Source organism: Mangrovibacterium lignilyticum (assembly GCF_010882175.1).
Classification (GTDB): domain Bacteria; phylum Bacteroidota; class Bacteroidia; order Bacteroidales; family Prolixibacteraceae; genus Mangrovibacterium; species Mangrovibacterium lignilyticum.
Genome location: NZ_WKLH01000001.1, coordinates 228,290 through 254,462 on the forward strand (window position 1 = coordinate 228,290; position 26,173 = coordinate 254,462).

General features: G+C 46.3%; 15 protein-coding genes. 9 read left to right on the forward strand and 6 right to left on the reverse strand.

From position 1 onward, the window contains the following. Positions 1–10: 10 nt before the first annotated feature. The 8 genes from GJV22_RS00795 (at position 11) to GJV22_RS00830 (ending at position 14,339) form a co-directional block, all read left to right on the forward strand. Positions 11–2,164: a RagB/SusD family nutrient uptake outer membrane protein gene (locus tag GJV22_RS00795; RefSeq protein WP_163707334.1), complete on the forward strand. Its 2,154-nt coding sequence runs from the start codon at positions 11–13 to the stop codon at positions 2,162–2,164. 124 nt (positions 2,165–2,288) lie between these two features. Continuing rightward, the gene (locus tag GJV22_RS00800; protein ID WP_163707337.1) at positions 2,289–2,930 is read left to right on the forward strand and encodes a LamG domain-containing protein; all 642 of its coding nucleotides are present in this window, start codon (positions 2,289–2,291) and stop codon (positions 2,928–2,930) included. Between the two features lie 41 nt (positions 2,931–2,971). Beyond that, complete coding sequence (locus GJV22_RS00805) at positions 2,972–4,552, forward strand: pectate lyase (protein ID WP_163707340.1); 1,581 nt, start codon at positions 2,972–2,974, stop codon at positions 4,550–4,552. A 6-nt stretch (positions 4,553–4,558) separates the two neighbouring features. Further along, positions 4,559–7,111 carry a PemB family protein gene (locus GJV22_RS00810; RefSeq protein ID WP_163707343.1) on the forward strand — a complete coding sequence of 851 codons (2,553 nt, stop codon included), beginning with the start codon at positions 4,559–4,561 and terminating at the stop codon, positions 7,109–7,111. Beyond that, positions 7,098–8,654, forward strand: a complete 1,557-nt coding sequence (locus GJV22_RS00815) for a family 43 glycosylhydrolase (RefSeq protein ID WP_205461710.1) — start codon at positions 7,098–7,100, stop codon at positions 8,652–8,654. Before GJV22_RS00810 ends, GJV22_RS00815 begins: the two co-directional genes overlap by 14 nt. 379 nt (positions 8,655–9,033) lie before the next feature. Then, positions 9,034–11,448: a TonB-dependent receptor gene (locus GJV22_RS00820; RefSeq protein WP_163707346.1), complete on the forward strand. Its 2,415-nt coding sequence runs from the start codon at positions 9,034–9,036 to the stop codon at positions 11,446–11,448. A gap of 32 nt (positions 11,449–11,480) precedes the next feature. Then, positions 11,481–12,263: a PhzF family phenazine biosynthesis protein gene (locus GJV22_RS00825; RefSeq protein ID WP_163707350.1), complete on the forward strand. Its 783-nt coding sequence runs from the start codon at positions 11,481–11,483 to the stop codon at positions 12,261–12,263. Between the two features lie 54 nt (positions 12,264–12,317). Beyond that, entirely contained in the window at positions 12,318–14,339 is a 2,022-nt protein-coding gene (locus GJV22_RS00830) for a thioredoxin domain-containing protein (RefSeq protein WP_163707353.1), read from the forward strand. Here GJV22_RS00830 and GJV22_RS00835 read toward each other — a convergent pair. The 4 genes from GJV22_RS00835 to htpG all read right to left on the reverse strand — a co-directional run bounded on the left by GJV22_RS00835 (position 14,336) and on the right by htpG (position 18,654). Then, positions 14,336–14,998 (reverse strand): MOSC domain-containing protein, encoded by a 663-nt coding sequence (locus tag GJV22_RS00835; protein ID WP_163707356.1) that lies wholly within the window; start codon positions 14,996–14,998, stop codon positions 14,336–14,338. The genes GJV22_RS00830 and GJV22_RS00835 overlap by 4 nt on opposite strands. An 11-nt stretch (positions 14,999–15,009) precedes the next feature. Further along, entirely contained in the window at positions 15,010–15,210 is a 201-nt protein-coding gene (locus tag GJV22_RS00840; protein ID WP_163707359.1) for a YwbE family protein, read from the reverse strand. A gap of 81 nt (positions 15,211–15,291) precedes the next feature. After that, positions 15,292–16,188: a hypothetical protein gene (locus tag GJV22_RS00845; protein WP_163707362.1), complete on the reverse strand. Its 897-nt coding sequence runs from the start codon at positions 16,186–16,188 to the stop codon at positions 15,292–15,294. A gap of 408 nt (positions 16,189–16,596) precedes the next feature. Further along, positions 16,597–18,654: a molecular chaperone HtpG gene (htpG, locus tag GJV22_RS00850; RefSeq protein WP_163707365.1), complete on the reverse strand. Its 2,058-nt coding sequence runs from the start codon at positions 18,652–18,654 to the stop codon at positions 16,597–16,599. Positions 18,655–18,853: 199 nt separating this feature from the next. Here htpG and GJV22_RS00855 point away from each other — a divergent pair, with 199 nt between their 5' ends. Beyond that, the gene (locus GJV22_RS00855) at positions 18,854–20,329 is read left to right on the forward strand and encodes an aminotransferase class V-fold PLP-dependent enzyme (RefSeq protein WP_163707368.1); all 1,476 of its coding nucleotides are present in this window, start codon (positions 18,854–18,856) and stop codon (positions 20,327–20,329) included. Positions 20,330–20,510: 181 nt separating this feature from the next. On the opposite strand, the gene GJV22_RS00860 is transcribed toward GJV22_RS00855, so the two are convergent. Further along, positions 20,511–22,610 (reverse strand): RagB/SusD family nutrient uptake outer membrane protein, encoded by a 2,100-nt coding sequence (locus GJV22_RS00860; protein WP_163707371.1) that lies wholly within the window; start codon positions 22,608–22,610, stop codon positions 20,511–20,513. 36 nt (positions 22,611–22,646) lie between these two features. Continuing rightward, complete coding sequence (locus GJV22_RS00865) at positions 22,647–25,964, reverse strand: TonB-dependent receptor (RefSeq protein WP_163707374.1); 3,318 nt, start codon at positions 25,962–25,964, stop codon at positions 22,647–22,649. Positions 25,965–26,173: the final 209 nt, after the last annotated feature.

A 26,173-nucleotide genomic window follows, 5' to 3' on the forward strand; every position in this document is an offset into this window, starting at 1 on the left:
ACACCTAGACATGAAAAAGATTTTATATTTATTTATATTGATAGGGACATCGCTCGCATATACCTCATGCAGCAATTACCTGGAACAATCTTCCCTATCCGACACGACCATTGATTTTGTGCTTTCCGATCCGGGTGGCGCTCAAGCTTATCTGGACGGGGCTTACGAAGTATTTAGAGATAACCGCTTCCATTCCAACGGATTATTTTATGAATTGACCGTCTGTGGTTCTGATGCGGGAAGACACCCTGAAGCCTATTCATCTCAGGTTCGTCATATCCCCGAAAATTTATACTATGGCGGGACAGCCGGGTTCAATATCGATTATGCACAAACCCCTTGGGAAAAAGCCTATGACATTATTGCCCGTTGTAACATCCTTATTTCCAACTACGAGACAACCGAATTATATGACAAATGGATCAATCCTGGCAATTATCCCGATGATGTTGATGCAGAAGTGCCAAATGCGTTGTCGAATATTTACGGGCAAGCTGTTACAATGAGAGCAACGATGTACTACGAACTTTGTCGTTATTTCGGCGATGTACCTCACCAAATCTCCAATCTGAAAATCGATTCAACCTTAACATCACGAGATGAAATATATGAATACCAAATCGCAAAATTGGATTCAATATTACCATTGATGTACCGCGCAGGCGAAAACGGATTTTCTCCAAAAACAAAAATGACACGGACATATGCTGAAGGACTTGCAGCTCGTTTATGCTTGTTTGCCGGTGGTTATGCAACTCGTCGTACTGACTTAGGTTCAGACTTCTACAAAGACATGGACGGCAACACTTTGTCATTCGAACAAATTGGCAGCGAATACAGCGGTGGTGTTTATACGCGTCGTTCTGATTACCTGGATTTCTACCAAAAAGCGAAAACGTATCTGACAAACCTTATTGCAGATCCGGGAACAGCCCAGTTGATTGAAACCGATCCGCGAAGTGTTGGCGCTAATGGCGAACAATTTGGCAATCCGTTCCAATATGTATTCCAACAAATGGAGAACCTGACCGTATCGGACGAATCAATTTATGAGATTGCAGAAACACAAGGAGGTAATAACTCTGAGCGTCCTTATGCCTTCGGTCGCCCGTCAGGCGGTGGTGGTTCAAATGCCTACCCTTGTAAAAGTTATGGACAGGCCCGTATGCATCCGACCTACTATTACGGCGATTTCGATCCTTATGACATGAGAAGAGACGCAACCGTGGCTGTTACTGCAAGTACCGGTGGGGGTCGAGAAATATTGCTTAGTTTCCAGCCAGGAAGTAAAACCGCCGGCGGTTTGGCATTGAATAAGTGGGATGAAAACCGCATGAGCCCTCCATACTATCAAAAACAACGGAAGTCAGGTATCAACAACCCCTACATGCGTATGGCTGATATTTATTTGATGCTTGCTGAAGTTGACGCTGTTTTGGGTGACGAAGGTAACGCTAAAACACTGTTGAAACAAATTCGTAGTCGTGCCTTCCCGGCAGATATGCAAACAGCGAAAGTCGACAACTACATCAGTAGCCTTTCCGGGGACGATTTGCTGGATGCAATTCTTACAGAGAGAAAACTTGAATTTGGAGGAGAAGGCTTGCGTAAATGGGATATGATCAGAAACGGGAAATTCCCGGAAATGATTGAAACACTAAAAGCAAATTTGGCTGATATGATCAGCGGTCTGGAGACCAATGGATACTATGAATTCGAGAACGGGAACATTATTTCTGACTATGTCTGGGCGAAACAAGTTGATGCCAAATCTACCTATGGCCACCGTTTAACAACTCAGGCACCTGATATGGATGATCCTGTATTGTTCCCCGGATGGAGAGGTCAGTACAATGACTGGGAAAACGTTGGCGGTCCTGGCGTAGGTGCCAGCTACGGTGACGATTATGGCACGAACACTGCCATTGAAGGTTTATTCACCCACATCGAACCAGGTAGTACTGAAGCGACTGCTCTTGAAGCTGATGGCTATGAAATGAAAGATTGGGGAAAAACATTAGTTGATTACAAGGAAGAGTATTCCGACTATGTTTTTCGGGGCTATCAAGCCGGTAGTGCTCCAATCTATTTGGTACCAATCAATGCGACTTCAATTACGACTTCAAACGGATTAATCACGAACGGTTACGGATTTGATCAGTAATAGTCTTATTTATGTTCTTCATTAGAACCTATTTTAGAGATAATCCGTCAAGCAATTGGCGGATTATCTCTGTTTTTAACCTTTCAGTTCCAAACATCTCTTGTATTTTTAATGAAAAAAAGAAATGAAATCATTTACGACTCTACTCTGCATTCTACTACTAACAGGATCTGTAAAAAGCCAGTCCGTTAGTTTGCTTCCGGCCAAAATTCTACAAAGCAATTCCTACTCTGAAATAAGCGGTTCTCCCAAGTTGGTCGATTCCCCATACGGTGAAGCCGTTTGGTTCAATGGTGACAACGATGGCATCTGGCTGGATGAACTTCCACTGAAGGGATTGACGGAATTCACAGTTGAAATGATTTTCTGCCCCGACTCCACGCAAGCGCCTTTCGAACAACGGATGCTACACATTGGTGAAGACCGTGGCGACCGCATGCTACTGGAACTTCGGGCTGTTGACGGAAACTGGTATTTTGATGGCTACGCCGCATCCGGCACCAACAAAAAAGCACTGATCGAAGAAAAGCTAACGCACCCGCTCGGAGACTGGTATCATGTCGCCTTTGTGGTGTCGCCCGAAAAGCTTACAACTTTTGTCAACGGTAAGCAGGAACTTTCCGAGGACTTTTCTTTTCTGCCCATCCAAACAGGTGCAACTTCCATTGGATCGCGCATCGACAAACGGTCGTGGTTTAAAGGAGTCATTTACAAAATCAGAATTTCACCTATCCAACTTAAACCAAATGAATTTATGACATTCTAACCACGAAAGCCTGCGGGCTGAGAACCGAAATAACAAAACCGATGAAACAAACCAAACTATTACTGCTATTTGCAGCCTCTCTGCTATTTATACAAGTCGACGCGCAAAAACAACCATCCAAAGGTGAAATAACTTCAACCATGTTGAAAGCCACCAAATACATGGTTGAAGAAGTGAGCACCAACGGTGGCTATCTCTGGAACTACCTGCCCGACTTTTCGCGCCGTTGGGGAGAGATGGAAGCCTACCCCACCATGATTTGGCTGCAACATCCCGGCACCATTAGCATGGGCCATCTTTTTTTACAAGCCTACGAAGCAACAGGCGAGGACTATTACTACCAGGCAGCCGAAAAAGCGGCATCTGCCGTGATCTGGGGGCAAAGTCACGAAGGTGGCTGGAACTATCTGGTCGACTTTGCCGGCGACCGGTCACTGAAACACTGGTATGCAACCATCGGCAAAAACGGCTGGCGGCTCGAGGAATTTCAACATTACTACGGCAACAGCACCTTCGACGATGATGTGACCTCCGATGCAGCGCGTTTCCTGCTACGCATCTACCTGGAAAAACTCGATCCAAAATTCAAGCCTGCACTCGATAAGGCCATCGACTTCATCCTAAAAAGTCAATATGCCGAAGGTGGATGGCCGCAACGTTATCCGTTGATGTACGATTTTAACAAACAAAACCATCCCGACTACACCTCATTTTACACCTTCAATGACGACGTGACCTGGGAAAATGTGCACTTCCTGATTCAATGCTACGAAACCTTGGGCGAACAGCGTTTTCTGGATCCGATCCGACGAGGAATGGATTTTTACCTCTTCTCGCAGGATGGTTGCGGAGCTTGGGGACAACAACTCACTCTCGACATGAAAACAGCCGGAGCACGCACCTACGAACCTGCTGCCTTTCTGCCAAGCGCAACTTGCGAAAATGCGCTGTTGTTGATCCATTTTTACAAGTTAACCGGCGACTCGCGATACCTGGCGCGCGTACCTGCAGCCATCAGATGGCTGGAATCGGTGAAACTGCCTGCCGAAAAAGTTGACGGGCACCGAACATACCCGATGTTTGTCGATCCGGCGACGCAGAAGCCAATCTACGTTCATCGCAAAGGTTCAAATGTGAAATACGGCTACTACTACCTCGACGAAGATGATTCCAATTTGCTCGGCCATTATGGTGGAAAATCCGGCGTGCCTCTGCAGGAGTTGAAAGACGAATATGCCCGGGTGAGCGCTATCCCAGCTAAAGAAGCGACAGCAAATTCTCCTTTGCTTCCGGGGCAATTCGGACACGAAGGTACACCACAGTCCTACTACGATTTAAACCGGGTTAATTTTGATTATACGCCATCGGAAGATCGCGTTTTGGAGATCATCAATTCACTGGATGACCAAAACCGATGGCTCATCAAACATGCCATGACCAGCCATCCCTACATTGGCGACGGAACAAAGCAAGAACCGACCACCGAATTTTCCACCACCTTTGTGGGCGACGAAACCGACACATCGCCTTACCACGATACCACCGATCAGGAATACATTTCAACGGGTGCCTATATCCGAAACATGTACATCCTGATGAATTACCTGACAAACATAAAATAGCACCCCATGAAACACCGGATAGAAACCAGATCAAAAACAATGCTCTTTCTATGGGCAGTCATTGGTTTTACAGCCACACTGCAGGCTCAAACAGTCATTTCGTTGAATAAGGATATAAGCTTCACGGGAGACGACATTCGTTATAAAGGCGAAAAAATTGAATTAGGTCCGAAAGCTTTTTACCTGGATGGATCGTTGAGCGACGACGAAGCCAGTCAATTTCCCTATGTCTTCAACACCTTGCAGGACGCCGTTGCACAGTTGAACGACGGGACTGAGGCCGATCCCATGGTGATCTATATTGCTCCCTGGGTGTATTGGGTTGACGATCCGAATGATCCGGCAGTACGCGTTCCCAAAAAAGGTAGCAGCACACCTTTCGGGATGGAGCTTTCCTGTGAATGGCTGAAATTCCGGGGTTTGTCCGAGAATCCCTACAACGTAATTCTTGCTGCCAATCGCGGGCAAACCATGGGCGCGAAAGGGAACTTTACCCTATTCAACATTAAAGGCGACGGGCTGACTGCCGAGAACATCACTTTTGGCAACTATTGCAACATCGACCTGGAATACCCACTCAACCCGAAGTTAAATCTTGAAAAACGAGGGTCTGCAATTGTACAGGCACAGCTTATTTTCTCGAACGGAGACAAAGTTTTGGCGCGAAACTGCAACTTCATCAGCCGGCTAAACACCGGTCCCTTTTGGGGGAGCAAGCGCACGCTGTTTGATCGCTGTCACTTCGAATCGACCGACGATGCACTGAATGGCTCTGCCGTGTACCTCAACTGCACCCTCGATTTCTACAGCAGCAAGCCATTCGGTCACACGGTAGGCACCGGAGCTGTTTTCCTGAACAGCGACATGCATGTGCTAACCCGCGGGCCGCAATACCTGGTGAAAGGAACCGGCCCGGTTGCCCTGATTGACACACGCTTTGAAGGCGACCTGGTCGACTATCTCGGTTGGCGCGACCTGCCGGCTACCGAGGCGCGTTATTACCAATATCACGTCAGCCTGAACGGCGATTCGGTATTTATGGACAAAGACAACAGTTACGCAACCGTCGATATGGCGGGCAAAGAAGTACTGAATGCCTACCGCTTCAAGCTGAATAACGAAACCGTTTACAATACCTATAACCTGCTGCGCGGCAACGACGATTGGGACCCGATGGCCGTAAAAGAACTGGTGAAAAGGGCTGAAGCCGAAACCGGGAAAGACTACAGCATGTTACCAACCATGCTGCATGTACAGCCAACGCGTCAAAAGCTGGAAACCGGAAAAGACAGTCTGCTGCTGACCGCTACGGCTTACCGCTTTGGCAACTACGAATTAAAAGGTGAAACCGTCAACTGGTCGCTGGCACCGGAGTACGAAGGTCTGGTGAAACTGGACGTTCAAAACGACGGCACTTGTCTTGTTGTACCGACCAACGAAAAAGACGAGACAGTCGAAGTGATCATCAATGCCGCAACGGAATCCGGGCTGGAATCGGCAGCTGTCGTGTCCGTTGCTCCCTCGTTCCTGCCAGCTCCGGCATTCCTTCAACCCCCAACGATCAGCAATGACGGGCAGGGAACACTGACCGTAAACTATAAGCTGGATATGCCCTACGAAGACGAATCGCTGATTAGTTGGTACCGTTGCAGCGATGCACAAGGGGCCGACCCGGTTCAGATTGCTGTTTCCCGGTTCAACAAACCGCTGAAAAGCTATGGGCTTTCGGCCGGCGACATCGGCTGGTACATCAAGGCCAGCGTTTCGCCCAAACACCTGCGCTGCCATCCGGGCGAAGCGGTGACAACCGTTTACGCCAAAGCAATCACCGCTGACGATGTAACACAGAACTCAAACATCTTGGTTCCGAACCTCGAGAATATGGCAACAGCTTACCAGCCAAAGGTACTGCCGGGCTCTTGGGCACTCGACAGCTATGCCCCGGCCGACACCCGCGAATGGCCATGGGAAGCCGACAACAGCCGCGATCCGTGGTATTACGGGCCGGGCATTAACGGTGCCGCGCAGGATTCGGGTTTGGTGCAAAACACCAAAGGTGCCCGCCTGCGCTACCAGCCGGTTGGCGATGTTTTTGGCGACATGAAAATCAGCTTTACAGCCGTGCCTTCCAAAACAGCGGGGCAAGGTTTCAGCTCGGCCCGTGCTCAATATATGGACATCGGTATTAAAATGGATGTGGAGCAGATGAAGGGCTACGCCTTGCGCCTGATCCGCACAACCAAATACGGCGATGCCATCGACTTCATCCTGATGAAATACGAGAACGGCACAGCCACAGCAATCAGCGAACCTGTTTCGGCATCCTGCTACCGCCCCAGCTGCCGGATAACGCTTGAGCTGAAAGGCACTAAACTAATCGCCCATGCCGAAAACCTGTTCGACTACTTTTCAGAACAAGACGAGTCGGACGTGAAACGCGTGGTGGATCTGGAAACCGACATTCAACCCAATACCTTCGGCGGTGTCAGCGTTCAACACACCGGCTCGGTGGGCAGCGGCGCTAGCTTGATTAGAGATTTGAAAATTGAATGGCGATAGTGATCAGTATTCAGTCGCAGTATTCAGTAACCGGAAAACAATAACAAATATGAAAACACTCAAAATCCTTTTCGTCCTGCTGCTTTTTGCTGTTGGTGCTTCGGCCCAACAACCGGCTTCAACGTACACCAACCCGGTGCTGGGCGGCGACTATCCCGACCCCTCGGTGGTGCGGGTTGGAAGTGACTATTACCTCACCCACTCCTCGTTCGACTACTACCCGGGCTTGTTGGTCTGGCACTCGAAAGACCTCATTCATTGGGAACGCATTTCGCACGCCTTGAACGACTATGTTGGCTCGGTTTGGGCGCCCGATTTGGTGTATGTGAACGGCAAATTCTACCTCTACTTCCCGGCAGGAGGCACCAACTGGGTGGTTGTTGCCGATTCGCCCGAAGGCCCGTGGAGTAAGCCCATCGACTTAAAGCTAAGCGGCTTTATTGACCCCGGACATGTGCTGGACGAGGCGGGAAACCGTTATCTCTATCTCTCGAAAGGCTACGTGGTGAAGCTGACTGCCGACGGGCTGGCTACCGACGGCGAACCGGTGTTCAACTACGAGGGATGGCAATTCCCGAAGGAATGGAGCACCGAATGTTTCTGCCTCGAGTCGCCCAAGTCGACCGTGAAGGGTGGCTGGTACTACCTCACTTCGGCCGAAGGTGGAACAGCCGGCCCGGCAACGGCGCACATGGTGGTTTCGGCCCGTGCCAAATCGCCTTACGGGCCTTTCGAAAATTCGCCCTACAACCCGGTGGTGCATACCAACGACCGCAGCGAACGCTGGTGGAACCAGGGACACGGAACGCTGGTGGATGATACCGAAGGCAACTGGTGGATGATGTATCACGGCTACGAGAAGTACTTCTGGACACTCGGCCGCCAGATGTTGATGCTGCCCGTTGAGTGGACCGAAGATGGCTGGTTCCGCGTGCCCGAAGGGGTCGACGCTGCCGCTACAATCAAGGCACCTCCCGGAGAAGGGAAAGTGATTGACAACTGCCTTTGCGACGATTTTGCCGCGGACAAGCTGAGCCTGATCTGGCAGTTCTTCAAACCATATAAGCCCGAACGGGCCAAGGTTGAAAAGGGTGAATTGGTCTTCAAAGCCGACGGAAAATCCTTCGACGACAGCTCGCCGCTGCTGGTCAATGCCTGCGACCGGAAATACGAGATCCAGGTGGAATTTACCTTGAACGGCGGAGCAACCGGCGGCCTGTGCCTCTACTACAACGAAGCGGGCAACATGCACATCGCGGTAAACGAGAAAAACTTCAGCGTTTACAACCGGGGCAAACGTAAAATAAGCGTGCCCAACGAACTGGGCAATCATGGCTACCTCCGCATTCTGAACGACGAAAACGAGGTGAGCTTCTACTTCAGTGCCGATGGCGAAAACTGGGAGCGCGTGGAACGCAGCATCGAGGCCAGCGGTTTTAACCACAATGTCTTTGGCGAGTTCCTCAGCCTTCGCGCCGGCTTGATTGCCTTTGGCAAAGGCGAAGTAACCTACGACAACTTCGTTTACCGGAAGCTCGATTAATTTCACCATGCAGCTAAAAATTAGACCTGACAAGCAAACTCCGCACCCTGCGGAGTTTTTTTGTGCCCTGCTGCCTGCAAAAGCCGCCCTGCCGGATTACCAGCCGTCCTGCTGACTTCCGGGTCGCCCTGCCGGAAAAAAAGGCTTCCTGCCGGCTTTTTTGTCGCCCTGCTGCTTCGGCAGGGACCGAAATTTTTCAGCAGGGAAGCCTGCCCAGCAGCAGGACGTGAAAAATTGCAGCAGGGTGAAGATTACGGCGGCAGGACCGGCTTCGTCTGCTACAGCGAGCGCCCAATCTCGTTCCGGCTAAAAAAGATTGCTGTCCACACACAATTTCGCCGGTTCGCGACAGTTTCATAGAAAAACCTATTTTAGCTGAATGAAACCAGTTGCACTCCTGCTTACCCTCTTTTGTCTTTTCGCTGCCGACGGGCTCCGGTCTCAATCGTTGAATGCGCTTCTGAGCGGATCGGTTTCCACCGCTGAAGGGGCAGGGTTGTCTTCCGTTAATGTTAATTTGAAGGGATTTCCGATTGGCACAACGACTGATAAAAACGGGAAATACACGCTGCAAATTCCCGCCAACCGGCCGTTAACGGTTGTCTTTTCGATGGTTGGGTACCAAAGTCAGGAAAAACAACTGGAAACCAAGGCCGGAGAACGAATTAAACTCGACATCCAACTGGCCGAAAGCAACGAGAATATTGAAGAAGTTACGATCCGGCAACAACGGACACAGCAAAATATGTCGCGCATCGATCCGCAGTTTAGCCAGACGATTCCCGACGCATCATCCGGGGCTGTCGAGGCGCTCATTAAGACCCTTCCGGGCGTATCGACCAACAACGAACTCAGCTCGCAGTATTCCGTTCGCGGCGGCAACTACGACGAAAACCTGGTGTATGTGAACGATATTGAAGTGTACCGCCCGTTCCTGGTTCGTTCGGGCCAACAGGAAGGGCTCAGTTTCATCAACTCCGACATGGTATCGTCCATCGAATTCTCGAGTGGCGGATTTGATGCCAAATACGGCGACAAAATGGCCTCAGTACTCGACATCCGTTACCGGCAACCGAAAGAATTTGCCGCCTCGGCTTCGGTCAGTCTGCTTGGCGGCTCTGTTCATGTTGAAGATGCCACCAAAAACCAACGGCTGAGTTTTATTGGCGGCGCCCGCTACAAAACCAACCGGTACCTCTTAAATAGTTTGGACGAAAACGGCGACTACAACCCAAGTTTCACCGATCTGCAGGCTTATATCACCTACCAGCTTTCTGAATCGTTTGATGTGTCATTCCTTGGAAACATGGCCAAAAACGACTACCTGTTTATTCCGCAAACCCGCACCACCACCTTTGGCACCTGGACCCAGCCGCTGGAAACCAAAGTCTATTTCGAAGGCCAGGAGAAGGATCATTTCAACACCCAAACCGGTGCGTTGGCATTCAACTTTCACCCCAATTCGCAGCTCAATCTAAAGCTCATTGCGTCGGCCTTTCAAACTAAAGAAGAAGTGAACTACGATATTTTAGGGGAATATTACCTGAACGAGCTGGAGCAGGATTGGTCAACTTCCGGAACCGGCGACAGCATTCTCAACCTTGGCGTTGGCAGTTTCCTCAACCATGCCCGCAACAAGCTCGATGCAACCGTTTACAGCCTGACCCACAAGGGCGCTTACGACTCGGAAGACCACCTGCTGAACTGGGGCTTTAAATTTCAACGCGAAGACATAACCGACAAGGTGAACGAGTGGGTAATGCGCGACTCAACCGGTTACTCGCTCCCCTACTCCGATTCGGAGGTTTTGCTGTACAGCAGCTCATTCACCAACAACCAGTTTTCGACCTGGCAAGCATCGGCCCATCTTCAGGACACCTGGGCCATCGATACTGAATCCGGCAACTTGTACCTCACCTCGGGTATTCGTGCCAACTACCGGGAATATTCCAACGAATTTTTAGTGAGTCCGCGGGTTTCAGTGAGCTATTTCCCCGATTGGGAGAAACAGTTTGTTTTCCACTTGTCAGGAGGGCGCTACGTTCAGCCGCCCTTTTTCAAAGAATTGAAAGACCGGGATGGAACTATTCATCCCGAAACAAAAGCGCAGAAATCGTGGCAGGTGGTAGCCGGAAGCGAATACCTGTTCCAGGCCTGGGACCGCCCGTTTCGGTTTAAGTCGGAACTGTACTACAAGTATTTTTCGCAGCTAACGCCCTACCAGATCAATAATGTACAAATTCAATACCTGGCCGACCAGCAAGCCCGGGGTTATGCTACCGGCCTGGATTTAAGTATTCATGGCGAGTTCGTCAGTGGTGTGCAATCGTGGGCGAGCGTGTCATTGCTGCAAACCGAAGAAAATATCGTGGGAGACGGGCATGGCTGGATTCCCCGGCCAACCGACCAATTCCTGACCTTCAGCATGTTTTTCCAGGACTATTTCCCCGGTAATCCAACCTACAAAGTTCACCTGGCCGTTTTCTATGGCTCCCGCCTGCCGACTGGTCCTCCAAATGGTGAGCGCTACATGGATACCTTTCGCATGCCTCCCTACCGCCGGGTTGATTTAGGAATCTCGAAGACCATTATCAGCGCTGATTCCTTTCGAACAAAAAGCGCCTGGATGACAAAAATCAAAGAGCTGTCAGTGAGTCTGGAAGTACTCAATTTGCTGGGAATCAAAAACACGGTTTCGTACTTTTGGGTAAGCAGTAATTACGGCGACATGTTTGGTGTACCCAATTACCTCACAGAACGTAAACTTAATTTGCGACTCTCGATGAAATTTTAGGATGAATCGCTAATTTTGAAAAAAACCGTGCTATGAAACTTCCGCTTTTTCAGGTTGATGCGTTTGCCGAAAACCTTTTTAAAGGAAACCCGGCCGCTGTTGTTCCTTTAGATCAATGGCTCGACAAGGACCTGATGCAACAAATAGCCATGGAAAACAACCTGTCGGAAACAGCCTTTTTTATAACAACCAAAGACGGGTTTGAAATTCGCTGGTTTACCCCAAAAGCTGAAGTTAAGCTCTGCGGACATGCCACACTAGCAACAGCTCATGTTATTTTTGAAGAAGTCAATTACCCACATGCTGAAATCACTTTTGGAAGCCATAGCGGTCCGTTAATAGTCAGTAAAAAGGAGCAGTTGCTGCAACTGGATTTTCCTGCAGACCGGGTCAAACCTGTTGACGCGCCCAACCTGATTATTAAAGCGCTAGGTAAACTTCCGGTAGCTTGTTACAAAGGCAAAACGGATTACATGCTCGTTTACGAGAGTGAAATTGATGTCCGAGACATGAACCCAAATTTTAGCGCTTTGGCAAAAACGGATGCACGAGGGATCATTGTAACCGCTCCCGGAACGAAAGCCAATTTTGTCAGTCGCTTTTTTGCGCCCCGGATTGGGGTTGATGAAGACCCTGTAACCGGTTCGGCTCATACAACACTAACCCCTTATTGGGCTAACAGATTAGGAAAACAAGAACTGACGGCCCATCAACTTTCCAAACGAGGCGGAGAACTCATTGTATCGATGAAGGAAAACCGGGTGCTGATCGCAGGTAAAACAAAAACCTACATGCGCGGAGAAATCTTCATCTAAAACATTTGTTTGGTGTGACTGTTTCTGATTGATGAAAACACGAAACAGAAACAAATGAACACAGCTCCCCATACCAACGAACTCATTCACGAAACATCTCCTTACCTTTTGCAACATGCCCATAATCCGGTCAACTGGATGCCTTGGGGCGAGGCTGCTTTGCAGAAAGCCAAGAATGAAAACAAGCTGCTGCTGATTAGCATTGGCTACGCAGCTTGCCACTGGTGCCATGTCATGGAGCACGAGTCGTTTGAAGATGAAACGGTAGCCGAGGTCATGAACCGCCACTATGTGTGCATAAAAGTTGATCGCGAGGAACGACCGGATGTCGATCAGATATACATGACCGCTGTTCAGCTGATGACCCAGCGCGGTGGCTGGCCGCTGAATGCCGTTGCGTTGCCTGACGGCCGACCAATTTGGGGAGGTACCTATTTCATGAAAGATGTTTGGGTAAATACCTTACAGCAAATTGCAGCCTACCATGAACAACAGCCCGATAAGACAACTGAATATGCCGAAAAACTGACAGAGGGAATCACACAAAGTTCGCTGATGCCGGTTAGTAATGACATTCACCACATTGGAGTAGAAGAACTCTCAAAAGCGATCAAATCGTGGCAAAACAGTTTCGACTTCCAGGAAGGTGGCAGTTGTGGCGCGCCCAAATTCATGATGCCGGTTAACCTGCAATTCTTACTTCGCTGGGCGCACCAGCAAAATGATGGTTCGGTTGAAAGCTATGTGATGACCACACTTGAGAAAATAGCCTTTGGAGGAATTTACGACCAACTTGGCGGTGGCTTTGCACGCTATTCAACGGACTCTTTCTGGAAGGTTCCGCACTTCGAAAAAATGCTCTACGACAACGGTCAACTGCTGAGTTTATATGCGCAGGCGTACCGCAAATTCAACCATGAATTGTATCGTCAGGTAGTCCGGGAAACAGTAGATTGGCTGCAGAAAGAAATGCTTTCTCCTGAAAATGGGTTCTATTCCTCCTTGGACGCGGATAGCGAAGGCGTGGAAGGGAAATTCTACGTTTGGCAAAAAGAGGAGTTGAAACAATTACTAGGAGAAGACTACGAGCTTTTTGCTCCATATTACAACATCAATGAAACCGGTTATTGGGAAGACGGCAACTACATTTTACTTCGCACTCAAAGTGACCTGGCCTTTGCCAACTCTGAATCGGTCGATCCCGAAACACTTCAGTTAAAAATTACCAAATGGAAAGGCAAGCTAAAACAAGCCCGCGAGCTGCGGGTAAGACCGGGGCTGGATGATAAAATCCTGACCTCCTGGAATGCCTTAGTCCTATCCGGATTGGCTGAAAGCTACAAAGCTTTCGGTGATGAGGAATACTTGAAATTAGCAGAAAAGAACGCTGAATTTCTGCTAACAAAACTTCAACCCGAGCCCGGGATTTTATTGCATTCGTACAAAAACGGAATCGCCAAGATTGACGGCTTTCTGGAAGACTATGCACTGCTAATTCAGGCATTGATCGATTTGTTTGAAGTGACCGGGAAAGCAGATTATCTGAAACAAGCCGACCGCTTTTGCGAAACCTGTTTCAAGGAGTTTTATGATGCCGGACGGACCATTTTCTATTTCAGCGCTGACGGGCAAAAAGACCTCATCAGTCGAAGTATTGAAGTGCAGGACAATGTGATTCCCGCATCGAATTCGGTCATGGCGAACAACCTGAACCGACTCGGACATTTGCTGGGCAACCGCGCCTTCCAAAATACGGCAAAAGCCATGCTACTCGTTGTTAGCGATAATATACTGAATTACCCATCGGGGCATGCGAATTGGATGAACCTGGCATTGAGCCTGGCCAAACACCAATACGAGATTGCCATTGCCGGTGAAAATGCGTTGAAACTGACGCTCGAACTCCAGCAGAACTACCTGCCTGATTGCTTGTTTTGCCCCGGAACGAACGAGCAACTGCCACTTTTGCAAAACAGGTTGCAAGCCGGCAAAACTAAAATTTATGTGTGCGAAAATTCCAGCTGTAAATTGCCGGTCGATACAGTTGAAGAAACCTTGAAGCTAATTCAGTCCTAATCATTCGACTCATTCTGCAAAGCAAAGGTCAGTCGCTTTGTCAAATCTTTGCGGCACGACGCAGCCATCTCCGGAATCGCGACTGCTTGGCGCAACTTCGGCACATTTGTTCGTTCGTGAGTAAACAGTGCGAATACTTCCGCTAAAGTCATGTTTTCGGGTGCTGCTTTTGCCAAGGTCATTTCATCGCCGGTTTTCACAGCTCCTTCCTCCAAAACACGCACGTAAACACCGGGGAAAGGTGAGTCCCAAAAATCTCTGACAATTTGCTGATTGCCGGCCCGAATCCCCAGCTTGTAGCAGGGTTGACGGGGTTGAGTAACCTGAACGACAGCTTCGCCCAGCTGGTAAACATCGCCAATTCGGATTGATGATTCATCAATTCCTTCAACAGTCAGGTTTTCACCAAAGAACCCCAAATCCCAGTCAGCATCGGGATAATGCTCCTTCCACCAACCGTAATGGTCGGCCGAATACAGATAGCAAGCTTTCTCCAACCCACCATGATACCTGCGGTCCATTACATCATCTTTAACCACATCTTCTTTCCCCAAAAAGATGGGTTCGTCAACCGGATATTTGTAAATTCCCGTGAGTTCCTTTTTCCCGTGCCATTCAATCTCAACGGCTTGCCCGATATTGGTTGAAATAATTTTCATATACGCTCTGTTTAATCGTCCTCCAAGATGTTTTTGACACGGCCAACTTCACCGGTCTCAAGCCTGACTTTGATACCATGCGGATGATTCGGTGATTTTGTCAGAATCTGTGCGACGTAGCCTTCCGTCAACTCGCCACTTCGCTGATCTTGCTTTTGCACAATCTCCACATGTCCTTCTATTTTTATATTCGATCTTTTTCGTCCGTCCATTTTCGTCAATTTTTGTTCGAAAATACAAACAAAAAAGCCAACGGTAAACCGCTGGCCTTATCAAATTTTGTATCCTTGTGATTACTTCACAAATTTCCTAAAATAATCAGCCTTTGACTTGTTGTCGAAGCGTGAATAAATGTTTGTCAGATAACCTGCGTACGATGGCTTCTGCTCAATTTCCCAAAGTGCGTTGAAGTAATCGGCCGACTGTTGAAAATTCGCATTGATCACTTTCAATTCCTGGTTTAAATGTAAGTACTGCAAATGGGTATGTTTTTTCTCGTAGGCTTTCATTTCAGCCTGATAGCTATTTTCTGCTTTCAGGTATAACGTTTCTCCCAACCATTCCAGCGCTTTCACATTCGTCGGGTCTGCTTTCACTAAATCTTTGGCAATTGCTTCAGTGGCTGCTGTATCATCACCCTTCGATACGATTTTGAAATAGTCTTCCAAAAATGACTTATCGTGACGTTGCTCTTCTGTCAGATTTGGCCAAATCGTTTTCGCTTTTTGAACGTCTTTCATCATGGCATAAATCTCAAACAAGCGGCCGTTTACTTTTTCAATTCCCGCCTCCGTCGGATATTTATCCTTGAAAATCTCCAATGTGGTCAATTCTTTCGGAGTTTCATTTCTACCTCGGTATATTTCCGCCAATTCCAACTCCATTTCCGGATCGGAATAGCCACCGTAACTGGCCAATCCAAACCAACTCTCAGCCAAACCTTTCTGATCTGCCTTTACTGCAACCTTGGCGGCTTGTGCATAATTTTCAGCAGCAATATCAGTTCCTTTTGCCGTTTGTTCATCAAAATATTTATTCCACGATTCGGTTGCTCCGGCGTAATTACCCTCCGTTTCCATTTGTTTGGCTACCTGTTGGTGCATAACCATCACTTTACCGGTACTGCATGAGGATAAAATAACCACTAATAATACGGCCAGCATTCCGATACTTTGTCTAACTAATCTCATCTGAATATTTTAAATTTTCAATACAATTTTCCGGAACGACTTCCTGTCATCCGGATACAAGGTCCAATTTTGTTTTACAGTACAAAATCCCGATTCAATTTGATGGAAAAAATGTAATTGCGTTAACCCAGTTCAACAAATGTAGTACAAATGCCATTCCATCCCAAAATTCAAAACAAAGCTAAATTGCCCGAAAAATGTAATCGCCCGTTAATTCAATCACTTCCAAGTAAGAACCGCTCCAATTACTCCAGATTTAGCCTGACGAAATCGTTAAAAAGCATACTCCGTAATTCTCAGATTGAGATGCCAGTAATCAAAATTAGACAAACGTGCATTTGGGCTAACAAAAAAGCCACCGGGCCGAAACCCGATGGCTGAAATTTATCTCACATGTAAAATTGAAGCCTAGTTGATGAGTTCAACACTGCGACGGACAAATTTGTCCAGATCCGCTCCTTTCAGCAAGCCATTGGCCAACAGAGCCAAGTCAACCATCTGTTTTGCCAGCTTGTTATCCTTTCCGAAAGCTTCCAGCTTACCACGTTTTTCACCTTCCAAATTGGAAATGTTCTTTTGAAGTTCTTCCAGCTTTTCGTTATCAGCAGCAGCTACTTCTTCCTCTTTCTTGCCTTCTTTGGCTTTTTCCAGACTTTCCTGCTCAGCTTTCAACATTGCAAGTGCCGCATTTACCGTTTCCAGATCAGCACTCAAGGCTGCTTCTTTTTCGGCCAATACTTTTTTCACCAACGGATGATCGGTATTGACAACCAAATTCAAGCTTTCAGGCAGATCGCCATAGAAATTCATACCACCGCCGCCTTGTAATTTGCTCATATCTTTCATACGGCGCATAAACTCGTTGCGTGTAATTACCATCGGCTGGCCGTTCTCTCCCATCGACTTAAAGTCAACGACGTAGTTAACGCCATTGTCGGCCGGACAAACTGACTGGAATACCGGGCTCAATTCTTCGCGCTCTGCAACGGTCAAATGTTCTGATTCGTCTTCTTTGCGGATAAGGTTGTTCACAACATCCGAATCGATGCGAACGAAGCGTTTATTGTTGTATTGTTGCTCGAATTTGTTGATCAGGTGAGTCGACAATACATCATCCATCACCAAAACATCGTAGCCCTTGTTTTTAGCTTCCTGAATGAAGGTGAATTGTTCTTCCTCATTGCTGGTGTACAAATAAATAAGGTTATTGTCTTTATCGGTCTGACTGTCAGCAATCAACTTTTCATATTCTTCCAAGGTAAAATATTTACCGTCGGTCGTTTTGAACAGGAAGAAGCTCTTTGCTTTTTCTTCAAACTTCTCTTCAGACAGCATGCCATATTCGATGAAGATTTTCAGGTCATCCCATTTCTTCTCAAATTCTTCGCGGTTTTCCTTAAACAATTGACTCAAACGGTCAGCCACTTTTTTTGTGATGTGGCTGCTGATTTTCTTCACGTTCGAGTCGCTTTGCAGGTATGAACGGGAAACGTTCAGCGGAATGTCAGGTGAGTCAATCACCCCATGCAACAATGTCAGGAAGTCGGGAACAATGCCTTCAACCGAGTCGGTAACAAATACCTGGTTACAGTACAATTGAATTTTATTCTTTTGAACCTCAATGGTGTTTTTCAATTTCGGGAAATACAAGATCCCTGTCAGTTCAAACGGATAATCCACGTTCAGGTGAATATTGAATAAAGGATCTTCACCCATCGGATATAGCTGACGATAGAACGAACTATAATCTTCATCCTTCAGGTCAACCGGCTTTTTAGTCCATGCCGGAGCTACATCATTCAGCTGGTTGTCTTCTTCCGTTTCAACCTCTTTCCCCTCTTTCCATTCTGTTTTCTTTCCGAAAACAACCGGAATTGGCAGGAACTTGCAATATTTATTCAGGATTTCGCCCAGACGTGCTTTATCCAGAAATTCTTCCGACTCTTCATTCACATGCATGATGATGTCGGTTCCATTCCCGGCACGTTCTGCTTCTTCCAAGGTGTATTCAGGGCTTCCGTCGCAAGTCCAGCGAACAGCTGTTGAACCTTCTTTATAAGACTTGGTCACTACCTCAACCTCGTGCGAAACCATGAACGAGGAATAAAAACCTAAACCGAAATGTCCGATAATCGCATTCGCGTCGTCTTTGTATTTATCGAGGAATTCGTTCGCACCGGAGAAAGCAATCTGGTTGATATATTTTTCGACTTCTTCGGCTGTCATCCCGATACCGTTATCCGAAACGGTAATTGTTTTCGCTTCTGCATCGAATGATACACTAACTTTCGCATTTTCGACTGAAACTGCCGTTTCGCCGCGAGCAGCTAACGTTTTCAGCTTTTGAGTTGCATCCACTGCGTTCGAAACAATCTCGCGCAAGAAAATATCGTGATCAGAATACAGGAATTTTTTAATAATCGGGAATAAGTTGTCGCTTGATACGCCAATTTTACCTTTTTGCATCGTCGTAGTATTTTAAAATATTAAACTTCAAATTTCACAGCAAGTTGTTTTTCAAAGCCCGTGCCATGTGGAAAAAGTGACGATTTGTCACCTCGTATCTGGACAGCGTCCGTCAGTCACGGTAAAACCTGATATTATTCTGTTTTTATGTCAGGAATAACTGTTTATTTTGATTACAAACCTGTACATTGGAACTAAAATGAGCAATCTGGAACACTATTTTGGCGCTTACCGTGACGGAATAATCGGCATCAATCAGACTTTTGAGAGTCCGTATGGACAACAAAAAATCGTTTATGCTGACTGGATTGCCAGTGGCCGGCTCTACCGTCCAATTGAAGAAAAAATGCAACATGCATTTGGACCATTTGTGGCCAACACGCACACTGAAACCAGTGAAACAGGGGCGTTAATGACCAGGGCTTATCTTCTTTCGCACAAACTCATCAAGCAACATGTGAACGCCGGTCCAAACGATGTCATCATTACAGCCGGAACAGGAATGACAGGAGTGATTAATAAATTCCAGCGTATTCTGGGCTTGAAAAACAAAGTCAAAAGTGTTCCTGTAGATCACGACGAAACAGAAAAACCGGTGGTGTTTATTTCGCACATGGAACATCACAGTAATCACACCAGTTGGTACGAAACAACGGCCGATGTTGTCATTATTGAACCCGACAGTGAACTATTGATTGATCCTGAAAACCTGCGAAAAAAACTGGAAGAATACAAAGACCGTAGTTTTAAGATTGGGTCTTTTACGGCCTGTTCCAATGTGACCGGTATTAGGACGCCGTATGACGAGTTGGCCAAAATCATGCACGAATACGGCGGAGTTGTCTTTATCGATTTTGCAGCCTCCGCTCCATATGATGCTATTGATATGCACCCGGAAGACCCGATGAAGAAACTGGATGCCATCTTATTTTCGCCGCATAAATTTCTGGGAGGTCCCGGATCTTCCGGCGTTTTGATTTTCGACAAATCGATGTACCACAATGAAGTTCCGGACCAGCCTGGAGGAGGAACTGTTGACTGGACAAACCCCTGGGGCAAATATAAATATGTGGATGACATCGAAGCCCGGGAAGATGGCGGCACACCTGGTTTTTTACAATCGATCAGAACTGCTTTGTGTTGCCAACTGAAAGATCAGATGGGCGTCAAAAACATTAGGAAACGCGAGGAAGAATTGCTAAAAACGGCTTTTAATGGCTTGAACAAAATTCCTGAAGTGAAGATTTTGGCAGACAAACATCGCGACCGATTGGGAGTTATTTCTTTTTACGTGCCCGGCATCCATTACAACCTATTAGTCCGCTTACTAAATGACCTATACGGCATTCAAGTCCGCGGCGGGTGTGCCTGCGCGGGGACCTACGGACACTTTTTACTCGAAGTTAGCTACGAGCGCTCCAGTGAAATCACCGAAATGATCAATCACGGCGACATGTCGGATAAACCGGGTTGGGTGCGCTGGTCCTTACATCCGACAACAACGAACATGGAAGTCGAATTATTTATTTCAGGCTTGCAAGACATCATCAAGAGCCTCAGCAAATACCAACAGGATTACGAACCGGTTCCGCGGACAAATACTTACCGCCATAAAAAAGAGAAAAACTATCAGGAAATCGCAAACAGTTGGTTCAAACTCGGACCAGTCAAGTAGATCGAATTAAGATTTTTGGCAACAAAAAAGGGATGAAACTGCTACATTTCATCCCATATTCTGAACTAACTAAACTACTACTATCCTGGCATTGCCAGACAGTCTTTTTATCCTAATTACGGATAACAAGTCAATTGAAGCGATCCTCAAAAGCTTTAAGATTTGAGGATCACAACATCCACTAGTATCCCGGATTTTGCCATGCAGCCTTGTCAGCATCTGACAAGTTGGAACCGTCTTCATTCAATAAGCCGTCAATAAAGGCTTGTGGAATTGGACGAAGTTCATGCTTGTTGGCTTTAATATTTGGAGCGGCTTCAGCATTGAAAGCTTTTGCCCGTTTAATCAAAGTTTCTGTTCTTGACAATGTTTCCCAACGTTGCCATTCACCCAAAAGTTCGCGTGAACGTTCATCCAGAATGAAGTTCAAAGCACGTTCATAATCACTGGATACTCCGATCTTAGCCAAAATAGCTTCATCTTCATCAGGCAGATCAGCAGGGAATGACTTCAAGGTCAAATCTGAAGCATCTGTTGTAACCTCAACAGTCGGGTTTGACAGATAGTAAGTATTCATATTCAGGTTTGAATTGATATACTTTTCAGCTGATGAACCGGTATTCAAAGAGTTGTTCTCGAAAGCTTGCGATCCATCACTGTAGAATGAACGGTTTTCGCCGCTCTTCCACTGAGCGCGGCCACGAACAACATTGATATCGCTCATTGCACTGCTATAATTAGCTAAACGAACGTAACACTCAGCCCGAACAAGGAAGGTCTCTGCCAAGCGAGCCATCGTTACATCGCGGTGAGCGTCTCCTTTTTCTGCCGTACGTGAACCGTCGTCTGTTTTGTTGATACCTGCAAAGAAGTTACAGATCGGCTGACTTGTAAAATTCGAGGCAACGTATTCTCCATTTTGATATAAAACAAGTGAATTAGGAACCCATTGACCTGTTTTTGATGTCAGAGAACCCGCAGATTCTGTTTGGCGAGAACCAACTGCCCACTCCGCCAAACGGCCTGCATCATCAGTCCAATCCGGGCTTTGCTTTGAAGCTCCAAATGTGTAACCGTCGTAAGTTTGATCATCTTTTGTATTCAAGATCATAACAATACCAGGATCACCAGCTTCAAGACCTGCTTCGCTATCCGCAATATTATTAATTCCATATACTGTTTTAAAGGTTTTCCACATACGGGCATCATTCACATGGTCGAAGACCTCATATGAATACTCTGTGGGACGACAACGTTGGAAGTCCATACCACCGATCCAAACACCACGTTTCACCCAACTTCCAGAGAAGTTTGAAAACTGAGGCGTGAAATAATTATATGTGCGGTTTCCGTAGCGACCTTTTGTAGAACTATCTGCATTATGAGGAGCAGCCATCAGAATTTCGTCCAACTGTTCGTTAGCACAGTCTACGCCTGTCCAGTTTGCATAAAGATCTCCGTAGTTAGCAGATAATTGACCCCCTCGAGCACCAATTGCGTATGTACAGGCGTCAATTGCTTCTTTCAGATCCGCTTCTTTGGTTGAACTGTTCCAGTCGTCGCAACGCTCAGAAGCACGGAACAATAACGCTTTAGCCAGGAAGTGTGCTGCTGTAGCTTTTGTCCAGGTAACACCTCTACCATAGGTATAAACTTCACCTTCGAAATAGTTGTAAGCATTCCGCAAATCTGAGATTACCTGAGCCCAGGACTCTTCCTCCGTTGAACGCGTAAAGTTACGAACGACCCCTGAAGCAGGCTCAGTTTGCAGAACAACACCTCCATATTGTGCTGTTAAACGATAATAGTTATAACCACGCAAGAAATAAGCATGAGCTAAGCACCGATTGCGTACTCCTTCGTCATCAATTTTTTCTGCGTTCGCAATGATTGTGTTACATGAAGCTATACCGTAATACATTTCATCCCAAAGAGCTGAGGGCGAAGTTGCATTACCGTTTGCTGCTCCTGTAGATGTAGATGCACCAATCGGTCCCAAACGGCTATCGTAAGTGTTCCACATTTCGTTGGTTAAGTCATTCGCATTCGTAAACTCATCGGTTCCGTATAGCGTAATACCATAAGCCCATTCATAGCCGAAATGCCAGCGAATGTTTCCATAAAGTGAAACGGTCAATGCCTCAAGCCCTTCGGCTGTTTCAAAATACTCCGTAGAATACTTTGTTGTCAATTCTTCGTCAAGAAAATCTTTTGAACATGAGCCGAGTGATAAAGCCATGATTACCAAAAGGCCAATTCCTATATTTTTTATCTTATTCATTTGTTCTTCCTTTAATTGTTATAAGTTCCAATTCAATTACAGTCCGACTTCAACTCCGAAAACAAAGCTACGATTGTAGTATGAATGGCTTACGTCAAAATCGTACCAATCAACTGACTGGTAAATGCTACCCGGGTTAACTGCTTGTCCGTAAATCTTCAAGTTACCAACACCAATTTTCGAACAAATACTTTTAGGGAAGTTATACCCTAACGATATGTTACGAATTTTAACAAATGCTGCATTTTTGTATCCAAGCAAACTTGAAAAATCATCTCCTGAACCAGATGTCGCTTGCCCCAAAATTGGTTTTTGGAATTCAGCACCTGTATTATCCGGAGTCCAGTAATCTACCTCATTTTGGTTAGCATGAGCTGTTAAAGCTTGTCCGCCCAACGACTTCATATAGCCCATACGAGAGTAGATCGTAATTCCTAAATCAAACCCTTTAAAACTAAAGTTGTTGTTCCATCCCATTGTCCAACGAGGGGTTGTATTACCTAAGATAACGAGATCTTCGTCGGTCATGTCATGGTCACCATTTTGATCTTTTGGCCGTACATTACCTGGCGTGAAATCATATCCATTATCATTCCACAAAGCCATTTCAGCTAAATCTGCCTCCGTGTTCTGCCATATTCCTTCATTATCGTATCCATAGTAAACTCCGATTGATTCACCAATGAACCAAGCGTTGTCCTTCATGTCATTCTTTCCGTAGGCCAGCTCGTCAATTTCATCTTTTTGCCACGCAATGTTGAAGTTTGAATCCCAGGTAAATCCACTTCTTGTTTCAACAGGAATAAAGTTTAACGTTAATTCAACCCCACGGTTGTTTGTTTTACCAACGTTGGCATAAGTTGAAGAGTAACCTGTCAATGTTGGGATTGTCATCGACATCAACAAATCACTTGTGAAAGAACGGTAAGCATCGATACTACCACTAATGCGCCCCTTGATAACACTAAAATCCAAACCTAAGTTATACTGCGTTGTTTTCTCCCAACCAAGATCGGAGTTTGCCATCGCTGTTCCGGACTTTGTATAATAAGGCTCGTTAGTCGTATAACCGAGTACGTTATCCATACCGTTGAAAGGAAGGTAAATAGCGGTGATATCACCTTTGGTTGCATAAGCGTCAACAGCTGAGTTACCGGTTGTTCCAAAGCCTAAACGAAGCTTTAAGTTATCCAACCATGAAACGTCTTTCAGGAAATTTTCCTGCGTCACACGCCACGCCAAAGCAGCCGATGGGAAGAAGTCCCATTTGTGTCCCTCAGCAAGCTGCGAAGCACCGTCCCAACGTCCGGAAACAGTCAACAAGTAACGTTCGTTGAAACCATAGTTTGCGCGAATCATATAGGAAGTAAGCTGCCGCTCAGTCAATCCGGAGCTAATCGCTGCTGAATAATCAGAATTGGCAACATCAACTGAACCAAAAGCATTCCACAAATATGAAGGTTTTGCAATGTTGCTAGCGCTCATTGATGAATTCTCAACATTCCATGATGAAGCAGTCTGCAACAAGGTAGCTCCAACCTTATGAACATCTGCAAAAGTGCGATCAAAATTCACCATGTTATCCAATGTCCACGAGAAGTCACGACGGTTTTGCAAACGTGCATAACTTTTCCCTGCACTACCATCAGAGTTTAACTTACGAACAGAAGTTCCGTCTACATAAGCACCTTCACGCCAATGGCGGAAGTCCGGACCAAAGTTAATTTTATAAGTTACCCCGTCCAGTGGTTTCCACATTTTACCGAAGTCAAACGTTGCTGAGAAGTTACCCAAAGCACGCAAAGTTTGAGAACGCTGTGTACTTTTATTCCACTCGCCGATGATGTTATACATTCCGTTCTCACCCCCTGGGTTAATTACCAGGTTACCGTCTTCATCATAAGGAACAGCGAAATTATAGATTGATTTTGCAGCACCGTAGATCGCATCCGGTACGGAAGAGCTTGTTCCACCTAAAGTTGACATACCATAATCCTGATCGCTCCAGGACACGTTCATTGATGCGTTCATTTCGAACCATTCAATTGGTTTTATGTTCGTACTCAATTTAGCTGTGTAACGCTCGTACCACTGCCCTTTTTGAGTACCTTCATTTTTCAAATACCCAAACGATCCGTAAGCACGCATCTTTTCAGAACCACCGCTCGCGCTAACTGTATGTTCCTGCGTAATACCAGTTTGAGTCACATAATCAGTCCAATCGGTATTGGCAACTTGTGACGGATCCCAGCTACCGCTGGCCCAACCTTTTTCTACGTTATACCAGGAAGTATTATCATCCAAACCGTTTTCGAAAAGATCGTAGTCATTTTCATAGGTTGGCGAATCCGGACTAGCGTATTTCGTTGGATCTAAGTTATAAGCAGCCGTACGACGGAAGTTAATGAAATCTGAAGCACTCATTGACGGATCGCGGTCTACGATATTTGACAATGTCACTGTTCCGGAGTAGTTCAGACTGAACTGACCAGATTTACCTTGTTTTGTCGTTACAATGATAACACCGTTCGCGCCACGTGAACCGTAAATGGCAGTTGCCGAAGCGTCTTTTAATATATCAATTGATTCAATGTCGCGTGGGTTCAACGTTTCAATCGCTGAAGCCGACATCAAAGGCACACCATCTACAACATATAACGGTGAGTTACTGGCTGTAATTGAACGGTTACCGCGAATACGAATAGAACCGATCGTACCCGGACGTTCACTTGAGGTAATGTCAACACCGGCTGCTTTACCTTGTAATGCTTCAATTGCGTTGTTAACCGGACGTGCTGTCAACTCGTCGGCTGACACACTAACCATAGCACCGGTTACATCGCTCTTCTTTTGAACACCGTAACCAATGGCAACAACTTCTTCAATACCTACGGTCTCTTCTTCCAATGTCACATTAATTACAGCCTTAACTGCAGGCACCTCAATGAGTCTCATTCCCACAAACGAGAATATAAGAATATCACTGCTTTTTGCTGAAATAGAATATTTACCATCCATATCAGTGATCGTTCCCGACGTTGTGCCTTTAACGACAACTGTTACACCTGGCAAAGTTCCTCCCGTTTCATCAGTAACGACACCGGTTATTTTACCCTGCTGAGTAGCCGATAAAGTAGCTCCCTCCTCCGGTGTAATAATTATCTGACGGTCAATGACTGTATACTTGATCGCCTGGCCTTTAAAAATATCATTTAATACTTCTTCAATAGTTTCATTTTCAGCATTAACATCGACCACTTTGTCTACATTAATCAGGTCATTATTGTACAGAAAAAGAAAGTTTGAAGTGTTTTCAATCTCCTTTAAGGCATCTTGAATTGTTGTTCTCTTCAAATTAAGAGAGATTTTATTGCTCTGCGAATAGCTCCCGTTAGCCAACGTGCTAAAAACGGAAAAACAGACCATAAAAACGGTTAGTTTCATCATAATTAAAACTCTTAGACTGAGCTTCCTGAAATCAAAGCTCATCGTTAATTGATTTTTTTTCATAGATTTGAAAAGTATTCGTTAATACAAATTAATATTGCCTGAATTAGCCGTTC

Bases quoted from the DNA above. Each gene is read 5' to 3' on its own strand.
- GJV22_RS00795 (WP_163707334.1), top strand. From the start codon at position 11: ATGAAAAAGATTTTATATTTATTTATATTGATAGGGACATCGCTCGCA.
- GJV22_RS00800 (WP_163707337.1), top strand. From the start codon at position 2,289: ATGAAATCATTTACGACTCTACTCTGCATTCTACTACTAACAGGATCT.
- GJV22_RS00805 (WP_163707340.1), top strand. From the start codon at position 2,972: ATGAAACAAACCAAACTATTACTGCTATTTGCAGCCTCTCTGCTATTT.
- GJV22_RS00810 (WP_163707343.1), top strand. From the start codon at position 4,559: ATGAAACACCGGATAGAAACCAGATCAAAAACAATGCTCTTTCTATGG.
- GJV22_RS00820 (WP_163707346.1), top strand. From the start codon at position 9,034: ATGAAACCAGTTGCACTCCTGCTTACCCTCTTTTGTCTTTTCGCTGCC.
- GJV22_RS00825 (WP_163707350.1), top strand. From the start codon at position 11,481: ATGAAACTTCCGCTTTTTCAGGTTGATGCGTTTGCCGAAAACCTTTTT.
- GJV22_RS00830 (WP_163707353.1), top strand. From the start codon at position 12,318: ATGAACACAGCTCCCCATACCAACGAACTCATTCACGAAACATCTCCT.
- GJV22_RS00835 (WP_163707356.1), bottom strand. From the start codon at position 14,998: ATGAAAATTATTTCAACCAATATCGGGCAAGCCGTTGAGATTGAATGG.
- GJV22_RS00840 (WP_163707359.1), bottom strand. From the start codon at position 15,210: ATGGACGGACGAAAAAGATCGAATATAAAAATAGAAGGACATGTGGAG.
- GJV22_RS00845 (WP_163707362.1), bottom strand. From the start codon at position 16,188: ATGAGATTAGTTAGACAAAGTATCGGAATGCTGGCCGTATTATTAGTG.
- htpG (WP_163707365.1), bottom strand. From the start codon at position 18,654: ATGCAAAAAGGTAAAATTGGCGTATCAAGCGACAACTTATTCCCGATT.
- GJV22_RS00855 (WP_163707368.1), top strand. From the start codon at position 18,854: ATGAGCAATCTGGAACACTATTTTGGCGCTTACCGTGACGGAATAATC.
- GJV22_RS00860 (WP_163707371.1), bottom strand. From the start codon at position 22,610: ATGAATAAGATAAAAAATATAGGAATTGGCCTTTTGGTAATCATGGCT.